We start from the raw sequence: 19,228 nt of genomic DNA, 5'->3' as shown, positions 1-19,228 counted from the left end.
TAGCTTTATAGTCTAATTTCCTGTCCCAATTTTTTACTGGAACTTAAAATTTATAGATTAACGGACGACCTTCTTTAGCATCATAGTTAGGAAGTGAAATTTGGGTTTGTGGCGATAATCCCTGATAACCTACTTGCACATTATTAAGTAATTTAACTTCTCTAGGTTTGTTTAAACTTTGGCTCCCTGGAACTTCTGCTGTTGCTTGAATACCACCTGCTGGAACATTAAATCCTTCACCTAATTGAATGCCGAAACGAGGCTCATGAAATGTAGACCGAAGCCCAGCTAACTGCGCAGGATCTAATTTATAAGTCAGTTTAAAATCAACCTTATTTTCTGTCCGATTAGGTACAGCTTCAAATATATAATTAGCTGGGCTGCCCGGTCCATAAACTACTCCGTCACCCTTATGAGTGATCGGCGTATTCGCATCACCTAGAGCAACAGGTGCTCCACCAACCCGTACTTCACTTGGTGTTTCAGGTGCGGCATAGAAGGCAAAGCCTGTGCGGCGTTTGTCACCTGCGTATTGAACGCCGGCCTTGGAGACTTCTTCCATCAACTGGCGGCCGTTGCTGACTTTAGATAAATCAACGTTCTTAACGATGCCGTCGATCTCTTCGTCGGTGTAGATATCCTTGAGTTCGGTTCTAAGCACTTCTAGAGGCTTGGCTGCCCCTAAGATTCTCTTAGCCAAACGGTCGAGGCCTGCTTCACGAGCAGCTTCTGCAGAAGTACCCGGAATTTCTGCTCCTTCAGCTGCCGCATAATTTGTGGCTTGACTGTTGGCTGTTTCTTTTTTGTCTTCCTCTGACAATTCACCCACTTCTGGGGACGCAGTGTCAGCTGCTTTTTCTTCTTTGTTTTCTTTGGTCTGGTCAGCTTCGACTGGGCTTTGAGCCTTGTCTTCAGCTGCTGGCGCTTCTGTTGCTTCTTCCACCTTAGCTGACGCTTCCTCAACAGATGTTTCTTCTGCTGCTGGATCGACTTCAGCCGCAGGGGCCGGTTCTGTTTCAACCTTATCACTAACAGAATCTGCTGGAAGTGAGCTTTCTTCTGTATGAGCTTCATCAGCAGCGGCAGCGCGAACTACCGAAGCGTCTCCCATAAAGAGTAAACCCACAGCAACAGCGACTGAGGCCACTCCTATATTCAAACGTTTGATGCTGTAGCGGTAATAGCGATTGCTATTTTTCTCCCGTAACAGCTTAAAATTATTTTTTCCAACCATTTTTTCAACTACTTTCTTTATGGTGAATGAATATTCATCGATTCATGATTTTTCAGGTGACACTAAAAGTATTACCTAGTCAGTAAATCAAAAAAATTTTAAGATTACTAGGACGATTAGAACATTTTTATTAAAAAAATTAAATTGTTCAATATTGTTGTTTTTCAATAAATTAAAAAAGCCCTAGATATTGGGGTTTGTCACGGTTTAGATAAATTTTATTTAATAATCGTAAATATCTAATGTACAATTTCTTGTATTTTTCCAACCGGATTGGATGTCCTTTAATATACAAAACATGTAATAATTTGTGTCATTTATTATAAAACACTAATAAATCACCTACATATTGAGGTATTTTATACATATTTGTACTTATTAAAATACAATAAAAGTGTACAAAAATAATATTTATAAAACACAGAAGAGAAAAAGCCCTCTGGACTTTCTTATAAAAAAGAGAGTCTAGAGAGCTCAATAGATTACTTATACAGTATTTATGAAGGGAGTTTTGCTTCCAAATGGCTAAATGCCTCCATAAGCTGATTAAAATAACGGTCAGGATTAGTTTTCATCACTACTCGCGCATTAATCACCTGGCCAAAGCGGCCTTCCAAGTCAGCCACACAGAGTCCCTGGACTAGGTCACTATCCGTCACAATGGTCATGGCAGTTAAGGGCGCCTCCTCTACAAAGTCAGCGGCATAATAGACCATAAAGGCCATGACATCATGGATAACACAGCCGGGTAAGTTCTCCCGCTCTTGGTAGGTTTTAATCTGACTGTCAAATAAGGCGTGAAAGAGACGGGCTAATTTAGGAAAGTTTTGCTCAATTTTTCCAATAATTTCAGGGGTAAAGACCGCCTGATAGCTGGCATCCAAACCACACATGGTAATTGGATTTTGAGGGCCAATTTGTTGATAGACATTCTGGGCTGACTGAGCATCATAGCCATAGTTAAATTCCGTCACCGGCGTCAACTTACCTTTGTGGATGCCACCGCCCATAGAATAGACCTGCCCCAAGCCATTAACTAAGTCGGGTTCTTTTTCCAGACAGCGCCCTAAATTCGTTAACGGCCCTAGGGTTAAAATATCTACCTTTTTTGGATTAGCCTTAACCGCTCGGATAATAAAATCAAACGCACTTTTCTCAGCGAGTAAGTCCTTATTAGTCGGAAGGTCTAAACTGCCCATCCCCCTGCCCCCGTGATAGGCCTGGCGTTGGCTCGCTTTAATGACCGGATTCAAACTGGCATAGGCTGACCCTGAATATATAGGAATATCTAGACCTAGATAGTTTATCAAGCTAGTGGCATTGGCATTTATCTGATCTAAGGACTGGTTTCCCTGAACCGTTGTGAGGCCAAGGACTTCGATATCAGGCTGAGTAAGGGCGAGTAAGATAGCCAGGCTGTCATCCGTACCGGGATCGGTATCAATAATCACTTGTCGCATACTTGCCTCCTGGGTAAGTACCACTATTGAGCAAAGGGTGAAAGGCTAGCATATCTTCATAGAAGGCCAGGTCTGGCTGGGGCAAGAGAAAGGGTTCTAATTTTAAGAGTCTTCCTTCAAGTTGCTGGCAGATGTCAGCGATAGCCGGACTTTCCTCTCCTAAAAGATAGGATAAGCTCATATGAAACTGATAATCCTCTTCCAAGGGCAATTGAAAGGCGTCCGCCAGTTGCCGACGGTAATTGTCTAAGCGATGGTAACTATCCACATCACTAGGCTCTAGGAGAATAGCTTGAGGAATCAATCCCGTTACCTGCATTTTTATATTTTGCGGTTTAGCCACCTGGTTAAACCGTTGCAAGAGAGCCTGTTTGATCTTTTGCCGGGAGTAAGTTTTCGGTAGGAAAGCGGGCCATTTGTCTGTTCCCTGGTCACGTTCCTTAAAGAGGCCAAGGACAGTGATATGAAAACTGGACGGAGGTAAGAGGGCCAGTTTGTCCTGGTCACCCTGTGGTAAAGTAGAAAACGCTGCTTGTACCTGCTTTCCATAAGCGACGAGGTCGTCCATCGCCTCATTAGCAAAGGAAATCACCGTATAGCCCGGATTGGAGATGACTTGACCAGTCTTAGTAAATTTATCTTGCGGGTTGTTAATTTCCATAAGTATTTCCTTCCTAAGTCACAATGAATTCGACATAACAACGGTCGTCAAAACTATTATAGCGGGGATTGAGCCCCTTAGTAGAGAGAAAGTCTCGACACATTTGTGGATCTTTAGTCAGTATCGCTTCTAGGTAGGACTCAGTAGCAGTAAAATCTTCCTTTATCTCTGGGTAACCATCACTCGTTAGGATAACCTGGTCCCCCGCTTGAACAGGAATAACCTGAATTAAGGAAGCAGGAATCACTTCCCCATTGATAACTGCGTAGCCATATGGCGTGTCATCTTGGTTAGCAAAGCATGTGGCTTGGATAATCCAAGGCAGGATCACTTCCCGGCCTAGATCTTTAGTCTGGTCAGCTCCCTGGTCTGCTTCAATGGCTAGTACCAATGAGCGCATCTGACTTAAGACCTCATCGGATAACTTGGGTTGGTAATAATTCTTACCATTGACCCGGGCTTGGCAGTCCCCCACCAGAAAAATTTTACCCAAATAACGGCTGTATAGGGCCATAACCGCCTGGAGACCATATTCTCCCCGGTCTAAATCGAAAGTGACGTCTTGGTAGAACTTGTTAATGGCGGCGTTGATAACCGCTAAAATATCTTCCAATTGGGCTTCTTTTGGCAATTGCCCAAGAGCCTCTTTAATGACTTGGCTGGCTAATTGACCTGTGGTTTTTCCCTGGTAGTGAAAGTTCGATTTGGAACTCACCCCATCGATCACAGCCACGTAGTCTTCGCTAATAAAATAAGTGTCTTCACAGAGCCCTTGGTCGGGGTGCTTGCCCTGGATAAATTTCTTAATGACCTTAACCATATTGTCCCCCTTGCATAAATTGGCGAAAAAAGCTGGAGCATCCACTTGCCCCAGCTTTCACTTAATCAGACTAGTTTAATAATTCATTGATTTCATCTTCTGCTTTAGGCAGTTCTTCAGAAGCAGACACACCAGTAAAGATCCGGTCACGTGCGTCTCTGAATTTTTCAGATGCTTGTAAGCCATTGGTCCCTGGGAAGGAAGAGAATGGTACTAAGTCTTCCATTTGACCATATGAGGTTTGATACATTTGATCTTCTTCAATCAATTTCTTCAAGGTATCATTTTCAGTCGCATCGGTCGTTGGTGGGAGGTAACCGGTGCCTTCGTCCCAAATAGCGATGTTGTCTGGTTCAAAGAGGAACTTAATAAACTTCCAAGACGCTTCTTGTTCAGCTTCATCTTGAGCAGTTACGGCTAAGAATGAACCCCCAGCAGGGATCGCGCGTTCCTTGTCCCCAAAGCTTGGTAGTGGGATAGTTTTGGCATTAAAGCTGGCATTACGGGTAATGTTACCACGTTGCGCAATAGTAGAGTTAGTCATAGCCACGTCACCAGTAATGAATGATTGTTGGCCGTCAGCAGTTTGTCCATTAAAGACATAACCTTCTTCAATACCTTCTGCCCATAGGCCCATAGCTTCAACGGATTCATCGGAACCGATGGCAGTTTTACCATCATCAGTAACCACTTTACCCCCGTTGGATTCAATTAATTGTTGGGAAGTCCAGTTGTCGTTGGATTGGTCAATGTTTAGACCATATTTCCCGGTTTTATCTTTAACCGTTTTAGCCGCTTCAAATAAGTCTTCATAGGTCTTGATTTCATCTGGGTTGACGCCAGCTTCTGCAAGGAGGTCTTCATTGACGAAGATAACTGCAGTGGAAGCAGAGTAAGGAAATCCGAGGACTTCCCCTTCTAAGTTCTTAGCGAGGTTGGTGAATTCATCATGGAACTTGGTGTCCATATAGTCTTTATCTTCTTCAGCCGCATACTTGTCAATCAACTCAGCGGGCTTCATGGATTCAAAGTTCTCATCGAAGTATTCCCGGTAAGCCCAACCAATTTGAACCACAGCTGGATATTTCTTGGCTGCTGCTTGGGTTTGGAGGTTCTTCATCAAACCAACGTATAAACCTTCATTATACACAGGGGTCACGTGAACTTCATCTTGGGATTCATTGAATTTATCCACTAGTTCTTTAACCTGTTGGCCCCCTTGAGTATCAGCATTACCATGCCAGTATTCAATTTCAATCGGGCCGTCGCCCCCACCATTGTTACTTGCGGATTCTGAACCCCCATTGCCACAGGCTGCAAGGGAGAGTCCAGCCAAGAGTGCCATGGCTCCCTTGAAGATTCTATTTTTTAATGACATCCTTCTTTAACCCTCTTTCTATATTATATTATTATTTTTTATTAGCTTTTGGGACTTTGTGATCTTCTGCTCCGATTGGTAGTGGTTTTTGACCAGCAGATAAGCGCTTGGCATTAAGAATATTTTCTGGGTAGCCAATAGAATTCGTGGTATCGACATCAAAGAAATGTAAGTCATATTTTTCAAATTCCATATAAATTGGGTCCCCAGGATCAGCCAGGCGGATTTGGGTTAAGACCACCATGGTTTCGCCAGCGATATCCACATAGTTAGCGTAGTTAGCTCCTTGGTTTTCAACATGGCTGACTACCCCAGTAAAGGTGGTCTCTGTAGGATTCACAGTCACCTTGATCGCCTCAGGACGAATACCCACTTTGAGGTTGCGGTAGTTCCCTGCTTCAATATATTCTACCCATTCAGGGGCTAGGGGTGCTGATTGTTCATGGATAAAGAGCCGGCCATCCTTGTAGGAACTGTTATCAAAGATATTCATTGGCGGGTTTCCAATAAAGCGGGCGGTAAAAATATTAGCCGGGGTATGGTAAATATTTTCCGGTGAATCGATTTGCTGTAATTCCCCAAAGTTCAACAGAGCAATCCGGTCTGCGAAGGTCATGGCCTCGATTTGGTCGTGAGTCACGTAAATCATGGTTTGTTGATAACGTCTATGAATATCCACCAAAGACTCACGGGCAGAGACCCGTAACTTAGCATCTAAGTTAGATAGGGGTTCATCTAAAAGGAAGACATCACTATCTTTCACTGTGGCGCGGGCTAGAGCTACCCGTTGCCGTTGCCCACCAGATAATTCGGCGGGTTTACGTTGTAAGTATTTTTCTAAGTCTAAGGCATCCACTACTTCATTGACCCGGTTATCGATCCGGTCTTTGGGGACCTTGTTGACCTTAAGGCCGTAAGTGATGTTGTCATAAACATTCATATGGGGATAAAGGGCATAGTTTTGGAAAACCATGGCTACATTACGGTCTCCAGGGGCCACTTCATTCACCTTTTGTTCGTCAAACATCAAATTACCATCCGTAATTTCTTCAAAGCCGGCAATCATCCGTAAGATAGTAGACTTCCCGCATCCAGATGGGCCGAGTAAAACTAAACGTTCCCCCTCCTCAACTGAGAAGCTCATGTCTTCCATGATGACGGTGTCGCCGTAAGCTTTTTTGATGTTATCTAATAAGATTCTAGTCATTACTTTTTTACACTCCTTACTTTGTCGCTAATCTATTTAATACCGGCTGAGGTGAAGGTACCGATAATGTATTTTTGGAATACCAGGTAGAGTAATAGCGGGATACTCATGGTAATCACGGATATTGCCATGGCAACGGTAAAGTCAGTACCACCTTCTGCCGACATAAAGAGTTGTAAGGCCAGTGGTAGGGTAAAGTTTTCTTCGGTTTTTAAGAAGAGGGATGGCCAAACAAATTCGTTCCAGGAATTGATAAAGAACCAAATCCCCGTCGAAGTCAATTGCGGACGAATCAAGGGCACAATGATATCCTTCATAATCCGCCAGTCAGAGATATTATCTAACTTGGCCACTTCAATCAGTGAATACGGGATATTTCGCATGGCTTGGTTCATCAATAAGATCCCGGTCGCATCAGCAACTAAGGGGAAGACTACCCCAAAAATATTGTCTCCCAGTCCCATTCGGTTAATCATGAGGTAGTTAGGAATCATGGTTACCGTAAAAGGAATAAAGATGGAAGAAATAAAGAGAAAATAGGACGATTTCTTCGCTCTAAAGTCAAAGTAGACAAAGGCATAGGCAGCTAAGAAGGAAATCACTAACTTAGCCACCGTTACAGTCGTGGCGATGGTAAAGGTATTCATCACGATCCTAAGTAATGGCAAGCGGTCCATCAACTTGATGTAGTTATCAAAGACCGGTTGCAAAGGGATAAAGGCTAGGACATTGTCATAAACATCCGGGAGTCGTCTCAATGAGGTTCCTAATGCAAATAAGATTGGCATTAACCAAATGATCACGATCAGGATGAAGATTATGGTCCAAATGACATTACTTGCGCTCCATTTTCCCCTAGTTTGCATAGTAGACACCCCTTTCGCTGAACTTGAAGTTCAAGAACAGTAAGATAGAAAAGAGTAGTAAGGTCACTATGGACATGGCTGCCGAATAGCCGGTTTGGAAAAGAACAAAGGCATTCTTATAGGACTCATAAATCAAGTTGGATGAGGCGTTGTCCGGTCCCCCGGAAGTAATCACTGAAATTGGGGTATAGACGTATTGGAGACCAGTTACAATGGTCATAATGAATACGTATAGACCAGTTGAGGAGGACATAGGAACAACAATGTCCTTGAAGACGCGCCAGGAAGGAATTTTATCCAAACGCGCGCTTTCAATGACTTCATTATCAATCCCTGAAATCGCTGCATAGAGAGTAATAAAGTTATAACCAAAAACTTTCCAAGCCGTAATGTAACAAATGACCACAATCACCAGGCTTTGGGAGGTTGACCAATTAGGGAGGTTAATCCCAACAAAGCCTAATAATTTAGCCACTGGTCCTGAGGTTGGGTTCAGGATCCAGTTGTAAACGATTGATCCAACCACCATTGAAATAAATGAAGGTAGGAAAAATGCAGATTTAAAGAAGTCTTTGAATTTTGGAATTAAGAAATGAAGCACAAAGGCAATCACATAAGGAACAGCAAAGTTAACAACTAACAAGATAAGAATATAGACCACGGTATTCCATAGGATCTTATAAGTTAGGGGGTCAGTAAACAAAGTGATGTAATTGTCAAAGCCTACAAAAGTCTTCTTAGGACTGACCATATTCCATTCAAAGAAACTCAAATATAAAGTATAGAGTGTAGGCCAAGCTACAAATATACCAAAAATGAGAATGGCTGGTAGTAGATACCATAGCGGTTTATAACGCTCTTTCATATTTCCTCACCTTCTAAATATCAAGCATTGTTATTTAATCAATTGGTTAATTTCATCCTGGGTCTTTTGTACTTCAGTATCCACGTCAGCCCCACCTAAGACACGGTCTTTAAGATCAATGAGCATTTGTTCAGCTTGCATACCAGAGTTACCAGGGAATGGTGCCCAAGGAACCAGATTTTCTAAGTTGGCATAGGCTGCTGGGAAGATTTTATCTTCTTTAATTAAAGCTTGTAATTCTTCGTTATCAGAAGCATCTTTCGTTGGTGGCACATAGCCGGTCCCCTTAGTCCAGGCAGCAATGTTGTCTGGTTCATAGAGGAACTTCATAAATTTCCAAGCAGCTAATTGTTGGTCATCATCTTGGGCAGTCACCACTAACATGGAACCCCCAGCTGGTTTATTAATTTCTTCGCCTTCAAAGGCAGGAGAAGGAATCGCTACAGCTTCAAAATTGGCATTATTCATGACATTGGTCCGTTGGGCGATGGTTTGGTGCCACATGCCGATGTTTCCTGAGATGAAGGCTTGTTGACCATCTTCTCCTGAAGCGTGAATAGCACTGCCTTCTTCAACCATGTCTTGGTAGAATTGGTAGGTTTCTTTCCCTTTATCGTCAGCAAAAGCGGCTTTACCGTCTTTGAGCATTTGAGAGCCGTTAGATTCCACCATGGATTGGATATTCCAGTTATCTTCCGCTTCTTGGATATATAGGCCGGTGTGGTCAGTATTTTCACTGATGGTTTGAGCCGCTTCTCGGATATCTTCCCAGGTCTTAAGGTCGTCTTTATTAACCCCAGCTTCATTTAAGATATCCATATTCAAGTAAATTACCGGTACCGATAAGGAATAAGGTAAACCAACTTGGGAATCATCATTGGCTGTCGCTAGGCTATAGATATTTTCTTCGAACTTATCAGTGATAAAACTACTGTCTTCGGTGGATAAGTTGTCAATAATTTCTTGGGGTTGGCTATATTCAAAGTTATTGGCAAAGTATTCGCGGTAGGACCAGCCAATTTGTACTAAGGCCGGTACTTGACCAGCGGCAGCATTGGTTTGGAGATTTTGCATTAAGCCTTGGTACATCCCTGATTGGAAAACACCGGTCACATGGACTTCATCTTGGGACTCGTTAAACTCATTAATCAGTTCAGTAACCGTTTGTCCCCCTTGGGTGTCGGCGTTAGGATACCAATATTCAATTTCTACGGGGCCGTCAGAAGCAGCGCTATCGCCCTCTCCTGAGCTATTGCCACATGCGGCTAGTGATAAACCTGTTAATAAGGTTAAACCACTTAATAACCATTTTTTAAGCTTCATTTCTCTACTCCTTTTCTTAAATTAAACTGAGAATCTTAAATGAACAGACATACTTAACTTCCAAATATCAAGCATTCTTATTTAATCAATTGGTTAATTTCATCCTGGGTCTTAGTGACTTCAGTCTCTACGTCAGCGCCACTTAAGACACGGTCTTTGAGGTCAATAAGCATTTTTTCTGCTTGCATCCCGGAGTCTCCAGGGAATGGGGCCCAGGGGACCATGTTTTCTAAGTTCGCATAAGCAGCCGGGAAGATTGCATCGTCCTTAATCAAGGCTTGTAAATCTTCATTTTCAGAGGCATCTTTCGTTGGCGGCACATAACCTGTTCCAGCAGTCCAGGCAGCAATGTTATCGGGTTCATATAAGAACTTCATAAATTTCCAAGCAGCTAATTGTTGGTCTTCGTCTTGCCCAGTAACCACTAGCATGGATCCGCCGGCTGGTTTGTTATTCTCTTCACCTTCAAAGGCAGGCGAAGGAATCGCTACCGCTTCAAAATTAGCGTTCTTCATCACATTGGTCCGGTGAGCAACTGATTGGTGCCACATACCGATGTTTCCTGAGATAAAGGCTTGTTGCCCCTCCTCACCAGTAGCATGGAGGGCGCTCCCTTCTTCAACCATATCTTGGTAAAACTGGTAAGTTTCCTTACCCTTGTCATCAGCAAAAGCAGCTTTGCCATCTTTTAGCACCTGTGATCCATTCGACTCTACCATAGCCTGGATATTCCAATTATCTTGGGCTTCTTGGATATAGAGACCAATGTGATCAGTATTTTCACTAATAGTTTGGGCTGCTTGACGGATATCTTCCCATGTCTTCAGGTCGTCTTTATTAACCCCTGCTTCGTTTAAAATATCCATATTTAAATAAATAACAGCTACCGATAAGGAATAAGGTAGGCCGACTTGGGAACCATCATTAGCAGTGGCTAAGTTATAGATGTTTTCTTCAAACTTATCAGAGATAAAGCTACTATCCTCTTTTGATAAGTTGTCAATAATGTCTTGAGGTTGACTATATTCAAAGTTATTAGCAAAGTATTCACGGTAAGACCAACCGACTTGAACCAGAGCTGGCGTCTTTCCCGCTGCAGCATTGGTTTGTAGGTTTTGCATTAAGCCTTGGAAGGTCCCTGATTGAAAGACACCCGTCACATGGACTTCGTCTTGAGACTCGTTAAACTCATTAATTAATTCAGTGACGGTTGGCCCTCCTTTGGTATCACCATTAGGATGCCAATATTCAATTTCAATTGGCCCGTCTGAAGCAGCACTTTCATTGCCACCTGAGCTATTGCCGCAAGCGGCCAGCGATAAACCTGTAAGTAAGGTTAAACCACCCAACAACCATTTCTTTAGTTTCATTTGCCTACTCCTTTAAGCGATAACTAGCGACCAATAACTTATAATCTTTGTTGCTTGTAGCGTTCCGTTATGGGATTTGTTGTCTTAGTAAAGACATCAATCGTCTCATCATTCACTTCAACCACGGAATAACCCAATTGATCAGTAAAGAAAGCCACATCTCCAACTTGTTCTAAACCAAAAGCCAATGAAGCCGCCGTGTGTTGCGGAATATTTCTAACCATGGCATGGCGATTTTCATGGAGATGTCCAGTGAAAATCCCCCGTACATCGGACTCTTCTAATAGGTCCAAATAGCTGTCACTAATCTCCGTTTCAATAACTCCTGGTTCCCAGCCGATGAGAAGCGGATGGTGGTGGAAAAGTAAGGTTCCCTTTTCACTAGGCTTGGCTAATTGATCAGCTAACCAAGCTTCTAATTCTTTTGAAATGATGCCGTGGTGACGACTTTGTTCGGCAGTATCTAAGATAATTAAACGATAGCCTTGAAAATCAACCACATAGTTCAACCCCTCATCAGCTTCCTTGCCGTACAAGGCTTGGTAAAAAGCTGCCTTATTGTCGTGGTTGCCCAATACATAATAAAGTGGCATATCTTTAGGCATGTAAGACCGCAATATCCGGTCAAGAGCCTGATAATCCTCTACGCCACCATCATGAATTAAATCCCCTGTATTCACCACAAAATCCACGCTATTAAAATCGAAAGTCTCTAAAGCGTGAAAAAGTTTTTCATGGGGTTCATAGTCGATCCCAAACACTTCAAACTCGCCTTGGTAATTATCCAAGTAATGGGTATCCGAAAGATGCAAAAACTTCATGTGATTTCTCCTTTCCATTAAAGTACATTGTCCATTTTAGCCAAGCAATGTAAATTCTAGGGCCGCTTTTGGGTAAAGTTTGTAAATAATAGGTATTTTTTCGGTAAATAAAAATAAGCCTTTTTACAAATATTAACTAATAAGTGAATTTATAAGGAATGATTAAGAAATCTCTAGGAAATGTTAATTAAATGTAAAAAGACCCGGAATTTGCTTTACATTAAATTTACAATACGCTAGAATAGTTTACGTAAAATTTACATAAGGCCAATAATTGGCCATGCTAAAAGGTAAAAATCAAAATTGAGAAAGGATGAAAACCATTATGTTAAGATTTTTCGAACAACGCCGTCCTTACAAGAGCTTAGAACAAGTGCAACGTGAAGAAAGCAAACGTCAAGCTAAAGAAAAAGCCCAAGTATTAGCTCACGCTAAATAAGCTATATCATGGTATAAAAAGAGGTTAGGAGCATTCACCTAACCTCTTTTATTTAATGGACTTTTGCTATTCCGTCCTGTATTCACTTAGCAACTTGAAGACAATTTAACTGTTCTTGTCTTTACTTATCTTTACAAATCAATCCAATGATATAAGTGCAAGCAATAACCAATATACTTATACAACTCTTGCAAGGCCATGTTTTGGGTATAGGGGTGATTTTGATAGCTTTCCCCTTGAAAATAGGCGCTCACAAAATTAAGTTGGAAGCCGTAGTTGCGGTTAGCTCGCTCAAAAGCCAGCCGCGTCCGTCTCATGTGATAGTCACTAGTCACGACAATAGCAGAATGATAACCCAGATCATCCATGAGAGCTAGTGAAGTTGTCGCATTGGTCCAGGTAGAAGTGGCCTGCTTTTCTTCGATTAAGTTCTCCCGCTTGGCCCCCAAGTGCTGGTAACCTGCAAATAAATCTTCCCCCACATCAGTATAGCGGGGAGAAACTATCATTTTATCAGCCCGACTATAGCCTGCCTGCAGTAACTGCACTGCCTTTTCAGCCCGTTCGACTGCCGGCCCCTCGGCCACGATAATTAAGTCACTGATTTGCGGTGCCTGGCCTTGGTCCAAGTGCTTGTAGAGGGACCGCAATCCTAGACCAAGAAGCGCTCCTAGTGTGAGAATAGGTAACCATCTTCTTTTCATTATTTGACCTCCTTTCACGAGTATGCTTTGCTCTTTAAAGCTATTATTCCTGCAAAACGTCTTACCTTATTATAGCAATTTCCCTGTTCAAAAACGGTTTTATCCCTATAATAAATAAAACTTTTATGATAAAATGTACCTTCATGTTTAAAATTTGTATTTAAAGGGGAGTTTTATCATTAAATATCTTATTATACTGGCCTTGTGCTTATTAGCTGGCTGTCAGCTGCCTAATCACACTAGCCAGTCCCTCAGTGATTATAAGGAAATCTACCAACCGGTCAGCGACAGGATCGAATCAGGCGAGAAGCTTTTAAGCTTGACTGACCAAGTTCAGGCTCTCGACCTGTCCTATTATGATGAAGAAGTCCAAGCAAGCATTTCCGACCAGATCAAAAACTTGCAAGCCAAGCACAAGTCCTATGAGGATGGGCTTTTCATTATGAACCCCTTTGGGACACTTACCCAATCCATCTATACTTACTTGCCTGATCCTGATCAAGACATTAGCAAAGTGACCTATAGTATCGAGTCTGAAACCAGCGATGTCCTCACCTTCGAACCGGTCAATTACAGTCAGGATCCCAGTGCTTATGAATTTACTATGATCGGTCTGGTGCCTAATGAAGCTAACCAGCTAACGGTTAATCTCTACGATGCTGATGATAACATGTTAACAGACTATCAATTTCAGATTAGTGCACCCGATATCCAAGCTACTGACTACGAGACCAAAATGGAAGTCCTCTACGACTCTGGCAGGGAAGAACTAACAGATGGGTTTTATGCTAGCATGGGGAGCGATCAAGATAACGCTAAGTTTTCCTATTTATATGATAATAATGGACTGATTCGCTCTGAATTAGTCTCTGACGGCGCCCGCTTAGAGAATTATCAATTTCTGGATAAACAACACCTGCTGGTTCGGGTAAGCAACGGCAAATTAGCGGTTCTGAATGGCTTAGGTCAACCAGTTCGTATCTATGAACTGCCCAATCATTCTGTCCACCATGACTTTATCGTCAATGAGAAAAAAGATGCGGCCTTCCTACTAACCACTAACGATCAGACGGATACCATTGAAGACACCATCACCTATCTCGATTTACGGAGTGGTGAAAGTCAGGAACTGATCGACTTAAAGGCGATTTTCCCTAATTATTTCCAACCCGTGATGGCCACCCATAAAAACCGAGCTCAAAATGAGATTGCTAGTTATTTAGCCGCACACCCTGACCAAAACTATTCAGATATTGATTACACGGCGGATAGCTTTAACGTCCTGGACGAAGAAGGCAATTTAACCAATTTAGATTGGATTCATATCAATGCCATCGATGTGATCAATGGTGACGAGTTAATTCTTTCTTCTCGGGAAACCTCGTCCCTGATCAAATTATCCAATGTCTTTGACCAAGTGACAGTTGACTATATTATCGGACCTGAAGCGGTTTGGGCGGGGACTGGCTATGAGTATTACCTACTCACCCCTGACAGCGACTTTAAGCCCACTGGCGGCCAACATAGTGTCCGTTTCCAATCCAATGCGATTAATGATGGCTTTTACAATTTGACCCTCTTCGATAATAACTACTGGCGTCTGGGTACCCGAGATGACCTGGTTATTGACCTGCCTCAGGAAATGAGCGAAGAATTTGATCCAGAAGTGCTTGACACTTACTCTTACTTTTATAATTTACAGGTGGATGAAGCGAGCGGCACTTATGACCTGGTCCAGGCCTTTCCAGTGCCCTATTCCTCCATCGTTTCCTCAGCCCAAGTCTATAAAGGCAACTATATTACCACTAGCGGAATGACTAATATCCTTGGGGAATATAACCCCCAAGGAGAACTTATCCGGCAATTTCAATTCTATGTCCCCCGCTGGACCTACCGCTTGGTTAAGTTAGACCTGCAAGACTTCTTCTATGAAAATATTCTTTAAACAAAAAAACCTCAAGCCCAGGCAAATGCTAGCCTGGCTTGAGGATTTTTAATGGGATTATTTACATCGACAGGGCTTTAATGAGGCGCGGTTGGCCCAGAAACGCTATCCCGGCCTCTTTCAATTTCTTCTTTAGGCATTGGATTCGGCATCTTATGTTCGTGTTGTGAAGCACCCGAAACCACATCACTACTTTGGCTTTCTTCTTTATCCTTAGCCTTTGTAGTAGCCTTTGTCACGCTATCCGGTCTAGCCCCGCCTTCACTGGCTTCAATATAGGGTTTCTCAATAGCGTGTTGGAGTTCGTCATCAAGTCCCGCTTCGTAGCGTTCTTGATACCATTGGTTAACGTCTTCAGCCGTTTCACCAATGAATGGATTAGGGACATGCGGATCATGTAAGGTCCGGTCCCAAGAAGATTCAGCGGTATCAATAAATGGTTTCCCATTTTGAACGGTTTCTAAGACCCCGAGATAGCGGCCTTTTTGGTCATAGATGGGACGGTAGTGTAAGTAGACCTTATTCCCATTGCCCTTGGTGTACCACATGCTCTCACTGCGACGACGACCATGATGGAGGTCATCCATAATACCTTCGACTTTGGTCCGAATTTGAGGTGGGTGGCAGTCAGAAACATTGCCCCCTAAAGTCACGGGAGACCGTGGAGTACCAGCATCTTCTTGGTGGCGGCGTTTATTATAGTAGAGGAAACGGTTTTGCTTATCAACAAAAGAAATTTCCACTTCTAAGTTGTCAAGGATGGCTTGGACTTCATCCAAGGTTAACCAACCTGTTCCAAAATCTACCCGGGTATCGGTTTGGAAGGAGTAAGGTTCAGCGTCAGGATCTTCATCCCCTCTAGCATAGGCTAAGGCCCGGTCTAGGGCGTATTGCATCCCCATCGTGGTATAGGTTGCCCCAGAGACCACGTCAAATTCACGCTTGCTGCCATCCTCTTTGATTTGTTGGATTAATTTTTCTGAGGCTTGGCCACCGAGCTCTGGCGTTTCAATGCCCCGATACTTGATATCGGTAATTTCATTCCCATCAACAGTCACTGCTAAGGTCACTTTCCCCTTGTAACCGTCCCCTTCACCGTAATAGGTTCCAGGAGTGAATTCATCAGGTTCAGGTTGTCCAGCCGCGATTCTTAAGGCTTCTTTGACCGCCTGAATGAGTCCTTCAGAGGAATGCGTGGCCCCTGATAGCACATCCACATCAGCACTTTGTTGGTCTAAGATTTGATTCACCAAGTGCTTGATGGCTAGGCTACCAACGTTTTCTGAATCCGCTTCAGAAACTTGAATATCTTCAATCTTATCTTCACTTACTTTAACATCAACTTCTACCATATTCAGAAAGCCCTGAGCTGCTTCATGGTAGGTGCCTGGTTTAAATTTTGCCATTTTTCCCAGCCTTTCTAAATTTTTATTGTATATTAAATATTATATAATAATGAATTCTTAAAAGCTAACAATAGCCAGAACCCTTTGCTTATTTCTTTGCTTAATCAACCATATAAAAGTAAACTAAAGATAACTATTAAAGAAGGAGTCTGTTTAATGTACGAAAAAATGCTTAAAGACTCAAAAAGTAAGCGCCAGATGCTGGTCAAACTCTTTTGGTCGACTTTCTACCTCTCTGCCTTTACCTTTGGCGGGGGCTATGTCATCATTACCCTCATGAAAAAGACCTTTGTGGATGATTATGGCTGGATTGAAGAAGATGAAATGCTAGACCTGGTGGCGATTGCTCAATCTTCTCCCGGAGCAATCGCAGTGAATGGCGCGATCGTTATCGGTTACAAATTAGCTGGCTTTATCGGTATCTTAGTTTCTGTTTTAGGGACTATCTTACCACCCATGCTGATTATTTCAGTGATTGCCCTCTTTTACCAACAGTTTATCCAAAATTTCTGGGTTAAGACTCTCTTGGAAGGCATGCAGGCTGGCGTGGCAGCCGTTATCGCCGGCGTTGTCTTAGATATGGTCGCTGATGTCTGGCGGCGCAAGCAACCCATCTTGGTCATTATTATGCTAGCTGCCTTTATTGCCAATTACTTCTTTGCCGTTAATATCATCTATATTATTTTAAGTTGCATTGGACTAGGAGTAATATACAGCTGGTTACAAAGTAGGAAAGGACGCTAATCATGATTTATTTACAATTACTCATCTCCTTTTTAAAAGTCGGAGCCTTTAGCTTCGGCGGTGGTTATGCTGCCCTCCCACTCATCCAAGAAGAAATCGTTGAAAATCATGCTTGGCTATCCATGCAGGAATTTACCGACCTGATCACTATTTCGCAAATGACCCCTGGTCCGATCGCTATCAATTCCGCAACCTTTGTAGGAACTAAGCTAGCTGGACCCCTGGGCGCTATGGTTGCCACTCTGGGTTCAATCTTACCTTCCATTATTATCGTAAGTATCATCGCCCGTCTCTACTTCAAATACCGTAACCTTAGCCTCTTACAAAACGTTCTAGTCGCCCTACGTCCTGCGGTGGTAGCTATGATTGCTGCAGCCGGCTTACTCATATTAATCTCCGCCTTTTGGGGGGAAGCTCCCATTGCCTTAGCCAATATCAACTGGGTAGCCGTGATTATCTTTGGTATTGCCCTAGCCATTCTCATCCGCTACAAAGTCAATCCAATTGTAGTGATTGTCATGGCAGGAGTCGTTAATGTTATATACCAAGCGGTTTTGATGGTGGTATAAACGAAATTATTAGCCAATATATAGAAAAAAGACACAATTGAACGAGCTGGAAAACTGATTACAATAAGAAATTTCAAATTGACGTTACCTTTTCGAAACACTTTTTGTCATAACAAAAAAACGTTGTTATATCACTTTGTTAAAAAGCTTGATATAACAACGTTTTCTTTAGTGCCGGCGGTGGGGGTCGAACCCACACGTCCGTGAGGACACGGGATTTTGAGTCCCGCGCGTCTGCCAATTCCGCCACGCCGGCTTATATATAAAAGGCGGTAGCCGGATTTGAACCGGCGATAAAGGTTTTGCAGACCCGTGCCTTACCCCTTGGCTATACCGCCATATTTAATTAAAAACTAACCTCTTCTTAAAAGAAGAGGTCTAAACAATTACCACTAGCATGATAATCATCAAACTGGGGTAGCTGGATTCGAACCAACGCATGACAGAGTCAAAGTCTGTTGCCTTACCGCTTGGCGATACCCCAATGTAAGGGCGAACGAGGGGAATCGAACCCCCGAGTGTCGGAGCCACAATCCGATGCGTTAACCACTTCGCCACGTTCGCCATATATATGATATATAACAGGTTTAACAGGGACACTAGGAATCGAACCCAGATCGACGGTTTTGGAGACCGTAGTTTTACCGTTAAACTATGTCCCTATTCTCAAATGAGAATAGTTATCATTTTATGGAGGGAAGAGGATTTGAACCTCTGAACCCGAAGGAACGGATTTACAGTCCGCTGCGTTTGGCCGCTTCGCTATCCCTCCTAATGGATGGTCCGAGACAGAATCGAACTGCCGACACCTTGAGCTTCAATCAAGTGCTCTACCAACTGAGCTATCGGACCCCATTATAAGAACGGTCCGGACGGGATTTGAACCCGCGATCTCCTCCGTGACAGGGAGGCATGTTAACCCCTACACCACCGGACCAATATATGAATAATGGAGAATGAGGGGCTCGAACCCCCGACATTCTGCTTGTAAGGCAGACGCTCTCCCAGCTGAGCTAATTCTCCTGATTACTCTTAAAGAAGTAATGACCCGTACGGGAATCGAACCCGTGTTACCGCCGTGAAAGGGCGGTGTCTTAACCGCTTGACCAACGGGCCAACAAAATAAATATAAAACGGAGAGTAAGGGATTCGAACCCTTGAAACGGTCTCCCGTTTACACGATTTCCAATCGTGCTCCTTCGGCCTCTCGGACAACTCTCCAATAGCTTAAAGCCTGAGGACTCACTCGCCATAACTCCGCAAGTAGGACTCGAACCTACGACATCTTGATTAACAGTCAAGCGCTACTACCAACTGAGCTATTGCGGAATAAAATAAGATTGCACGGCAACGTCCTAGTCTCACAGGGGGCAACCCCCAACTACATTCGGCGCTAAGAAGCTTAACTGCTGTGTT

The 19,228-nt window shown here is 43.1% G+C and carries 16 protein-coding genes, 12 tRNA genes and 1 rRNA gene; 3 read left to right on the top strand and 26 right to left on the bottom strand.

The genetic code is table 11. From position 1 onward, the window contains the following. Window positions 1-43 precede the first annotated feature (43 nt). The 12 genes from JFU01_RS06275 to JFU01_RS06220 all read right to left on the bottom strand — a co-directional run bounded on the left by JFU01_RS06275 (window position 44) and on the right by JFU01_RS06220 (window position 13,148). Window positions 44-1,234: a YSIRK-type signal peptide-containing protein gene (locus tag JFU01_RS06275; protein WP_195856275.1), complete on the bottom strand. Its 1,191-nt coding sequence runs from the start codon at window positions 1,232-1,234 to the stop codon at window positions 44-46. Window positions 1,235-1,731: 497 nt separating this feature from the next. Beyond that, window positions 1,732-2,694 (bottom strand): nucleoside hydrolase, encoded by a 963-nt coding sequence (locus tag JFU01_RS06270; RefSeq protein WP_195856274.1) that lies wholly within the window; start codon window positions 2,692-2,694, stop codon window positions 1,732-1,734. Beyond that, window positions 2,675-3,355 carry a DUF1868 domain-containing protein gene (locus JFU01_RS06265; RefSeq protein WP_195856273.1) on the bottom strand — a complete coding sequence of 227 codons (681 nt, stop codon included), beginning with the start codon at window positions 3,353-3,355 and terminating at the stop codon, window positions 2,675-2,677. Before JFU01_RS06265 ends, JFU01_RS06270 begins: the two co-directional genes overlap by 20 nt. A gap of 13 nt (window positions 3,356-3,368) precedes the next feature. Continuing rightward, entirely contained in the window at window positions 3,369-4,175 is an 807-nt protein-coding gene (locus JFU01_RS06260; protein ID WP_195856272.1) for a hypothetical protein, read from the bottom strand. Between the two features lie 70 nt (window positions 4,176-4,245). Further along, window positions 4,246-5,553 (bottom strand): ABC transporter substrate-binding protein, encoded by a 1,308-nt coding sequence (locus tag JFU01_RS06255; RefSeq protein WP_195856271.1) that lies wholly within the window; start codon window positions 5,551-5,553, stop codon window positions 4,246-4,248. A 31-nt stretch (window positions 5,554-5,584) separates the two neighbouring features. Next, complete coding sequence (locus JFU01_RS06250) at window positions 5,585-6,760, bottom strand: ABC transporter ATP-binding protein (RefSeq protein WP_198434207.1); 1,176 nt, start codon at window positions 6,758-6,760, stop codon at window positions 5,585-5,587. A gap of 32 nt (window positions 6,761-6,792) precedes the next feature. Continuing rightward, a complete protein-coding gene (locus JFU01_RS06245; protein ID WP_195856269.1) occupies window positions 6,793-7,626 on the bottom strand; it encodes a carbohydrate ABC transporter permease in 834 nt (277 codons plus the stop codon). Beyond that, window positions 7,616-8,491, bottom strand: a complete 876-nt coding sequence (locus JFU01_RS06240; protein ID WP_064292961.1) for a carbohydrate ABC transporter permease — start codon at window positions 8,489-8,491, stop codon at window positions 7,616-7,618. Before JFU01_RS06240 ends, JFU01_RS06245 begins: the two co-directional genes overlap by 11 nt. Window positions 8,492-8,521: 30 nt before the next feature. Continuing rightward, on the bottom strand, window positions 8,522-9,814 hold the full coding sequence (locus JFU01_RS06235) for an ABC transporter substrate-binding protein (protein ID WP_195856268.1): 1,293 nt from the start codon (window positions 9,812-9,814) through the stop codon (window positions 8,522-8,524). Between the two features lie 77 nt (window positions 9,815-9,891). Beyond that, window positions 9,892-11,184, bottom strand: a complete 1,293-nt coding sequence (locus JFU01_RS06230) for an ABC transporter substrate-binding protein (RefSeq protein WP_195856267.1) — start codon at window positions 11,182-11,184, stop codon at window positions 9,892-9,894. A gap of 38 nt (window positions 11,185-11,222) precedes the next feature. Continuing rightward, entirely contained in the window at window positions 11,223-12,005 is a 783-nt protein-coding gene (locus tag JFU01_RS06225) for a metallophosphoesterase family protein (RefSeq protein WP_181566125.1), read from the bottom strand. Between the two features lie 570 nt (window positions 12,006-12,575). Beyond that, window positions 12,576-13,148: a YdcF family protein gene (locus JFU01_RS06220; protein WP_195856266.1), complete on the bottom strand. Its 573-nt coding sequence runs from the start codon at window positions 13,146-13,148 to the stop codon at window positions 12,576-12,578. Window positions 13,149-13,467: 319 nt separating this feature from the next. Here JFU01_RS06220 and JFU01_RS06215 point away from each other — a divergent pair, with 319 nt between their 5' ends. Beyond that, entirely contained in the window at window positions 13,468-15,093 is a 1,626-nt protein-coding gene (locus tag JFU01_RS06215) for an aryl-sulfate sulfotransferase (RefSeq protein WP_195856265.1), read from the top strand. Window positions 15,094-15,170: 77 nt separating this feature from the next. On the opposite strand, the gene JFU01_RS06210 is transcribed toward JFU01_RS06215, so the two are convergent. Then, window positions 15,171-16,499, bottom strand: a complete 1,329-nt coding sequence (locus JFU01_RS06210; RefSeq protein WP_195856264.1) for an FMN-binding protein — start codon at window positions 16,497-16,499, stop codon at window positions 15,171-15,173. Between the two features lie 156 nt (window positions 16,500-16,655). Here JFU01_RS06210 and JFU01_RS06205 point away from each other — a divergent pair, with 156 nt between their 5' ends. Both JFU01_RS06205 and JFU01_RS06200 read left to right on the top strand, forming a co-directional pair. Further along, window positions 16,656-17,243: a chromate transporter gene (locus tag JFU01_RS06205; RefSeq protein WP_082888666.1), complete on the top strand. Its 588-nt coding sequence runs from the start codon at window positions 16,656-16,658 to the stop codon at window positions 17,241-17,243. Between the two features lie 2 nt (window positions 17,244-17,245). Then, window positions 17,246-17,812, top strand: a complete 567-nt coding sequence (locus JFU01_RS06200) for a chromate transporter (protein WP_195856263.1) — start codon at window positions 17,246-17,248, stop codon at window positions 17,810-17,812. A gap of 172 nt (window positions 17,813-17,984) precedes the next feature. On the opposite strand, the gene JFU01_RS06195 is transcribed toward JFU01_RS06200, so the two are convergent. The 13 genes from JFU01_RS06195 to rrf all read right to left on the bottom strand — a co-directional run. Next, window positions 17,985-18,068, bottom strand: a tRNA-Leu gene (locus JFU01_RS06195). A gap of 11 nt (window positions 18,069-18,079) precedes the next feature. Continuing rightward, window positions 18,080-18,150: transfer RNA gene (locus JFU01_RS06190), tRNA-Cys, on the bottom strand. A gap of 74 nt (window positions 18,151-18,224) precedes the next feature. Continuing rightward, window positions 18,225-18,296: transfer RNA gene (locus JFU01_RS06185), tRNA-Gln, on the bottom strand. 7 nt (window positions 18,297-18,303) lie between these two features. Then, window positions 18,304-18,376 (bottom strand) — tRNA-His (locus JFU01_RS06180). 27 nt (window positions 18,377-18,403) lie between these two features. Beyond that, window positions 18,404-18,474 (bottom strand) — tRNA-Trp (locus tag JFU01_RS06175). Between the two features lie 29 nt (window positions 18,475-18,503). Next, window positions 18,504-18,584 (bottom strand) — tRNA-Tyr (locus tag JFU01_RS06170). A gap of 7 nt (window positions 18,585-18,591) precedes the next feature. Then, window positions 18,592-18,664, bottom strand: a tRNA-Phe gene (locus JFU01_RS06165). A 12-nt stretch (window positions 18,665-18,676) separates the two neighbouring features. Next, a tRNA-Asp gene (locus tag JFU01_RS06160) sits at window positions 18,677-18,749 on the bottom strand. Window positions 18,750-18,762: 13 nt separating this feature from the next. Further along, a tRNA-Val gene (locus tag JFU01_RS06155) sits at window positions 18,763-18,835 on the bottom strand. Between the two features lie 21 nt (window positions 18,836-18,856). Continuing rightward, a tRNA-Glu gene (locus JFU01_RS06150) sits at window positions 18,857-18,928 on the bottom strand. A gap of 18 nt (window positions 18,929-18,946) precedes the next feature. After that, window positions 18,947-19,033, bottom strand: a tRNA-Ser gene (locus JFU01_RS06145). A 34-nt stretch (window positions 19,034-19,067) separates the two neighbouring features. After that, window positions 19,068-19,141: transfer RNA gene (locus JFU01_RS06140), tRNA-Asn, on the bottom strand. Window positions 19,142-19,154: 13 nt separating this feature from the next. After that, a 5S ribosomal RNA gene (gene rrf, locus JFU01_RS09015) occupies window positions 19,155-19,228 on the bottom strand; the annotation flags it as partial.

This window comes from Aerococcus sp. Group 2 (assembly GCF_905125285.1).
GTDB classification, from domain to species: Bacteria; Bacillota; Bacilli; order Lactobacillales; family Aerococcaceae; genus Aerococcus; species Aerococcus urinae_E.
This window is presented reverse-complemented; position numbering and strand designations above follow the sequence as displayed.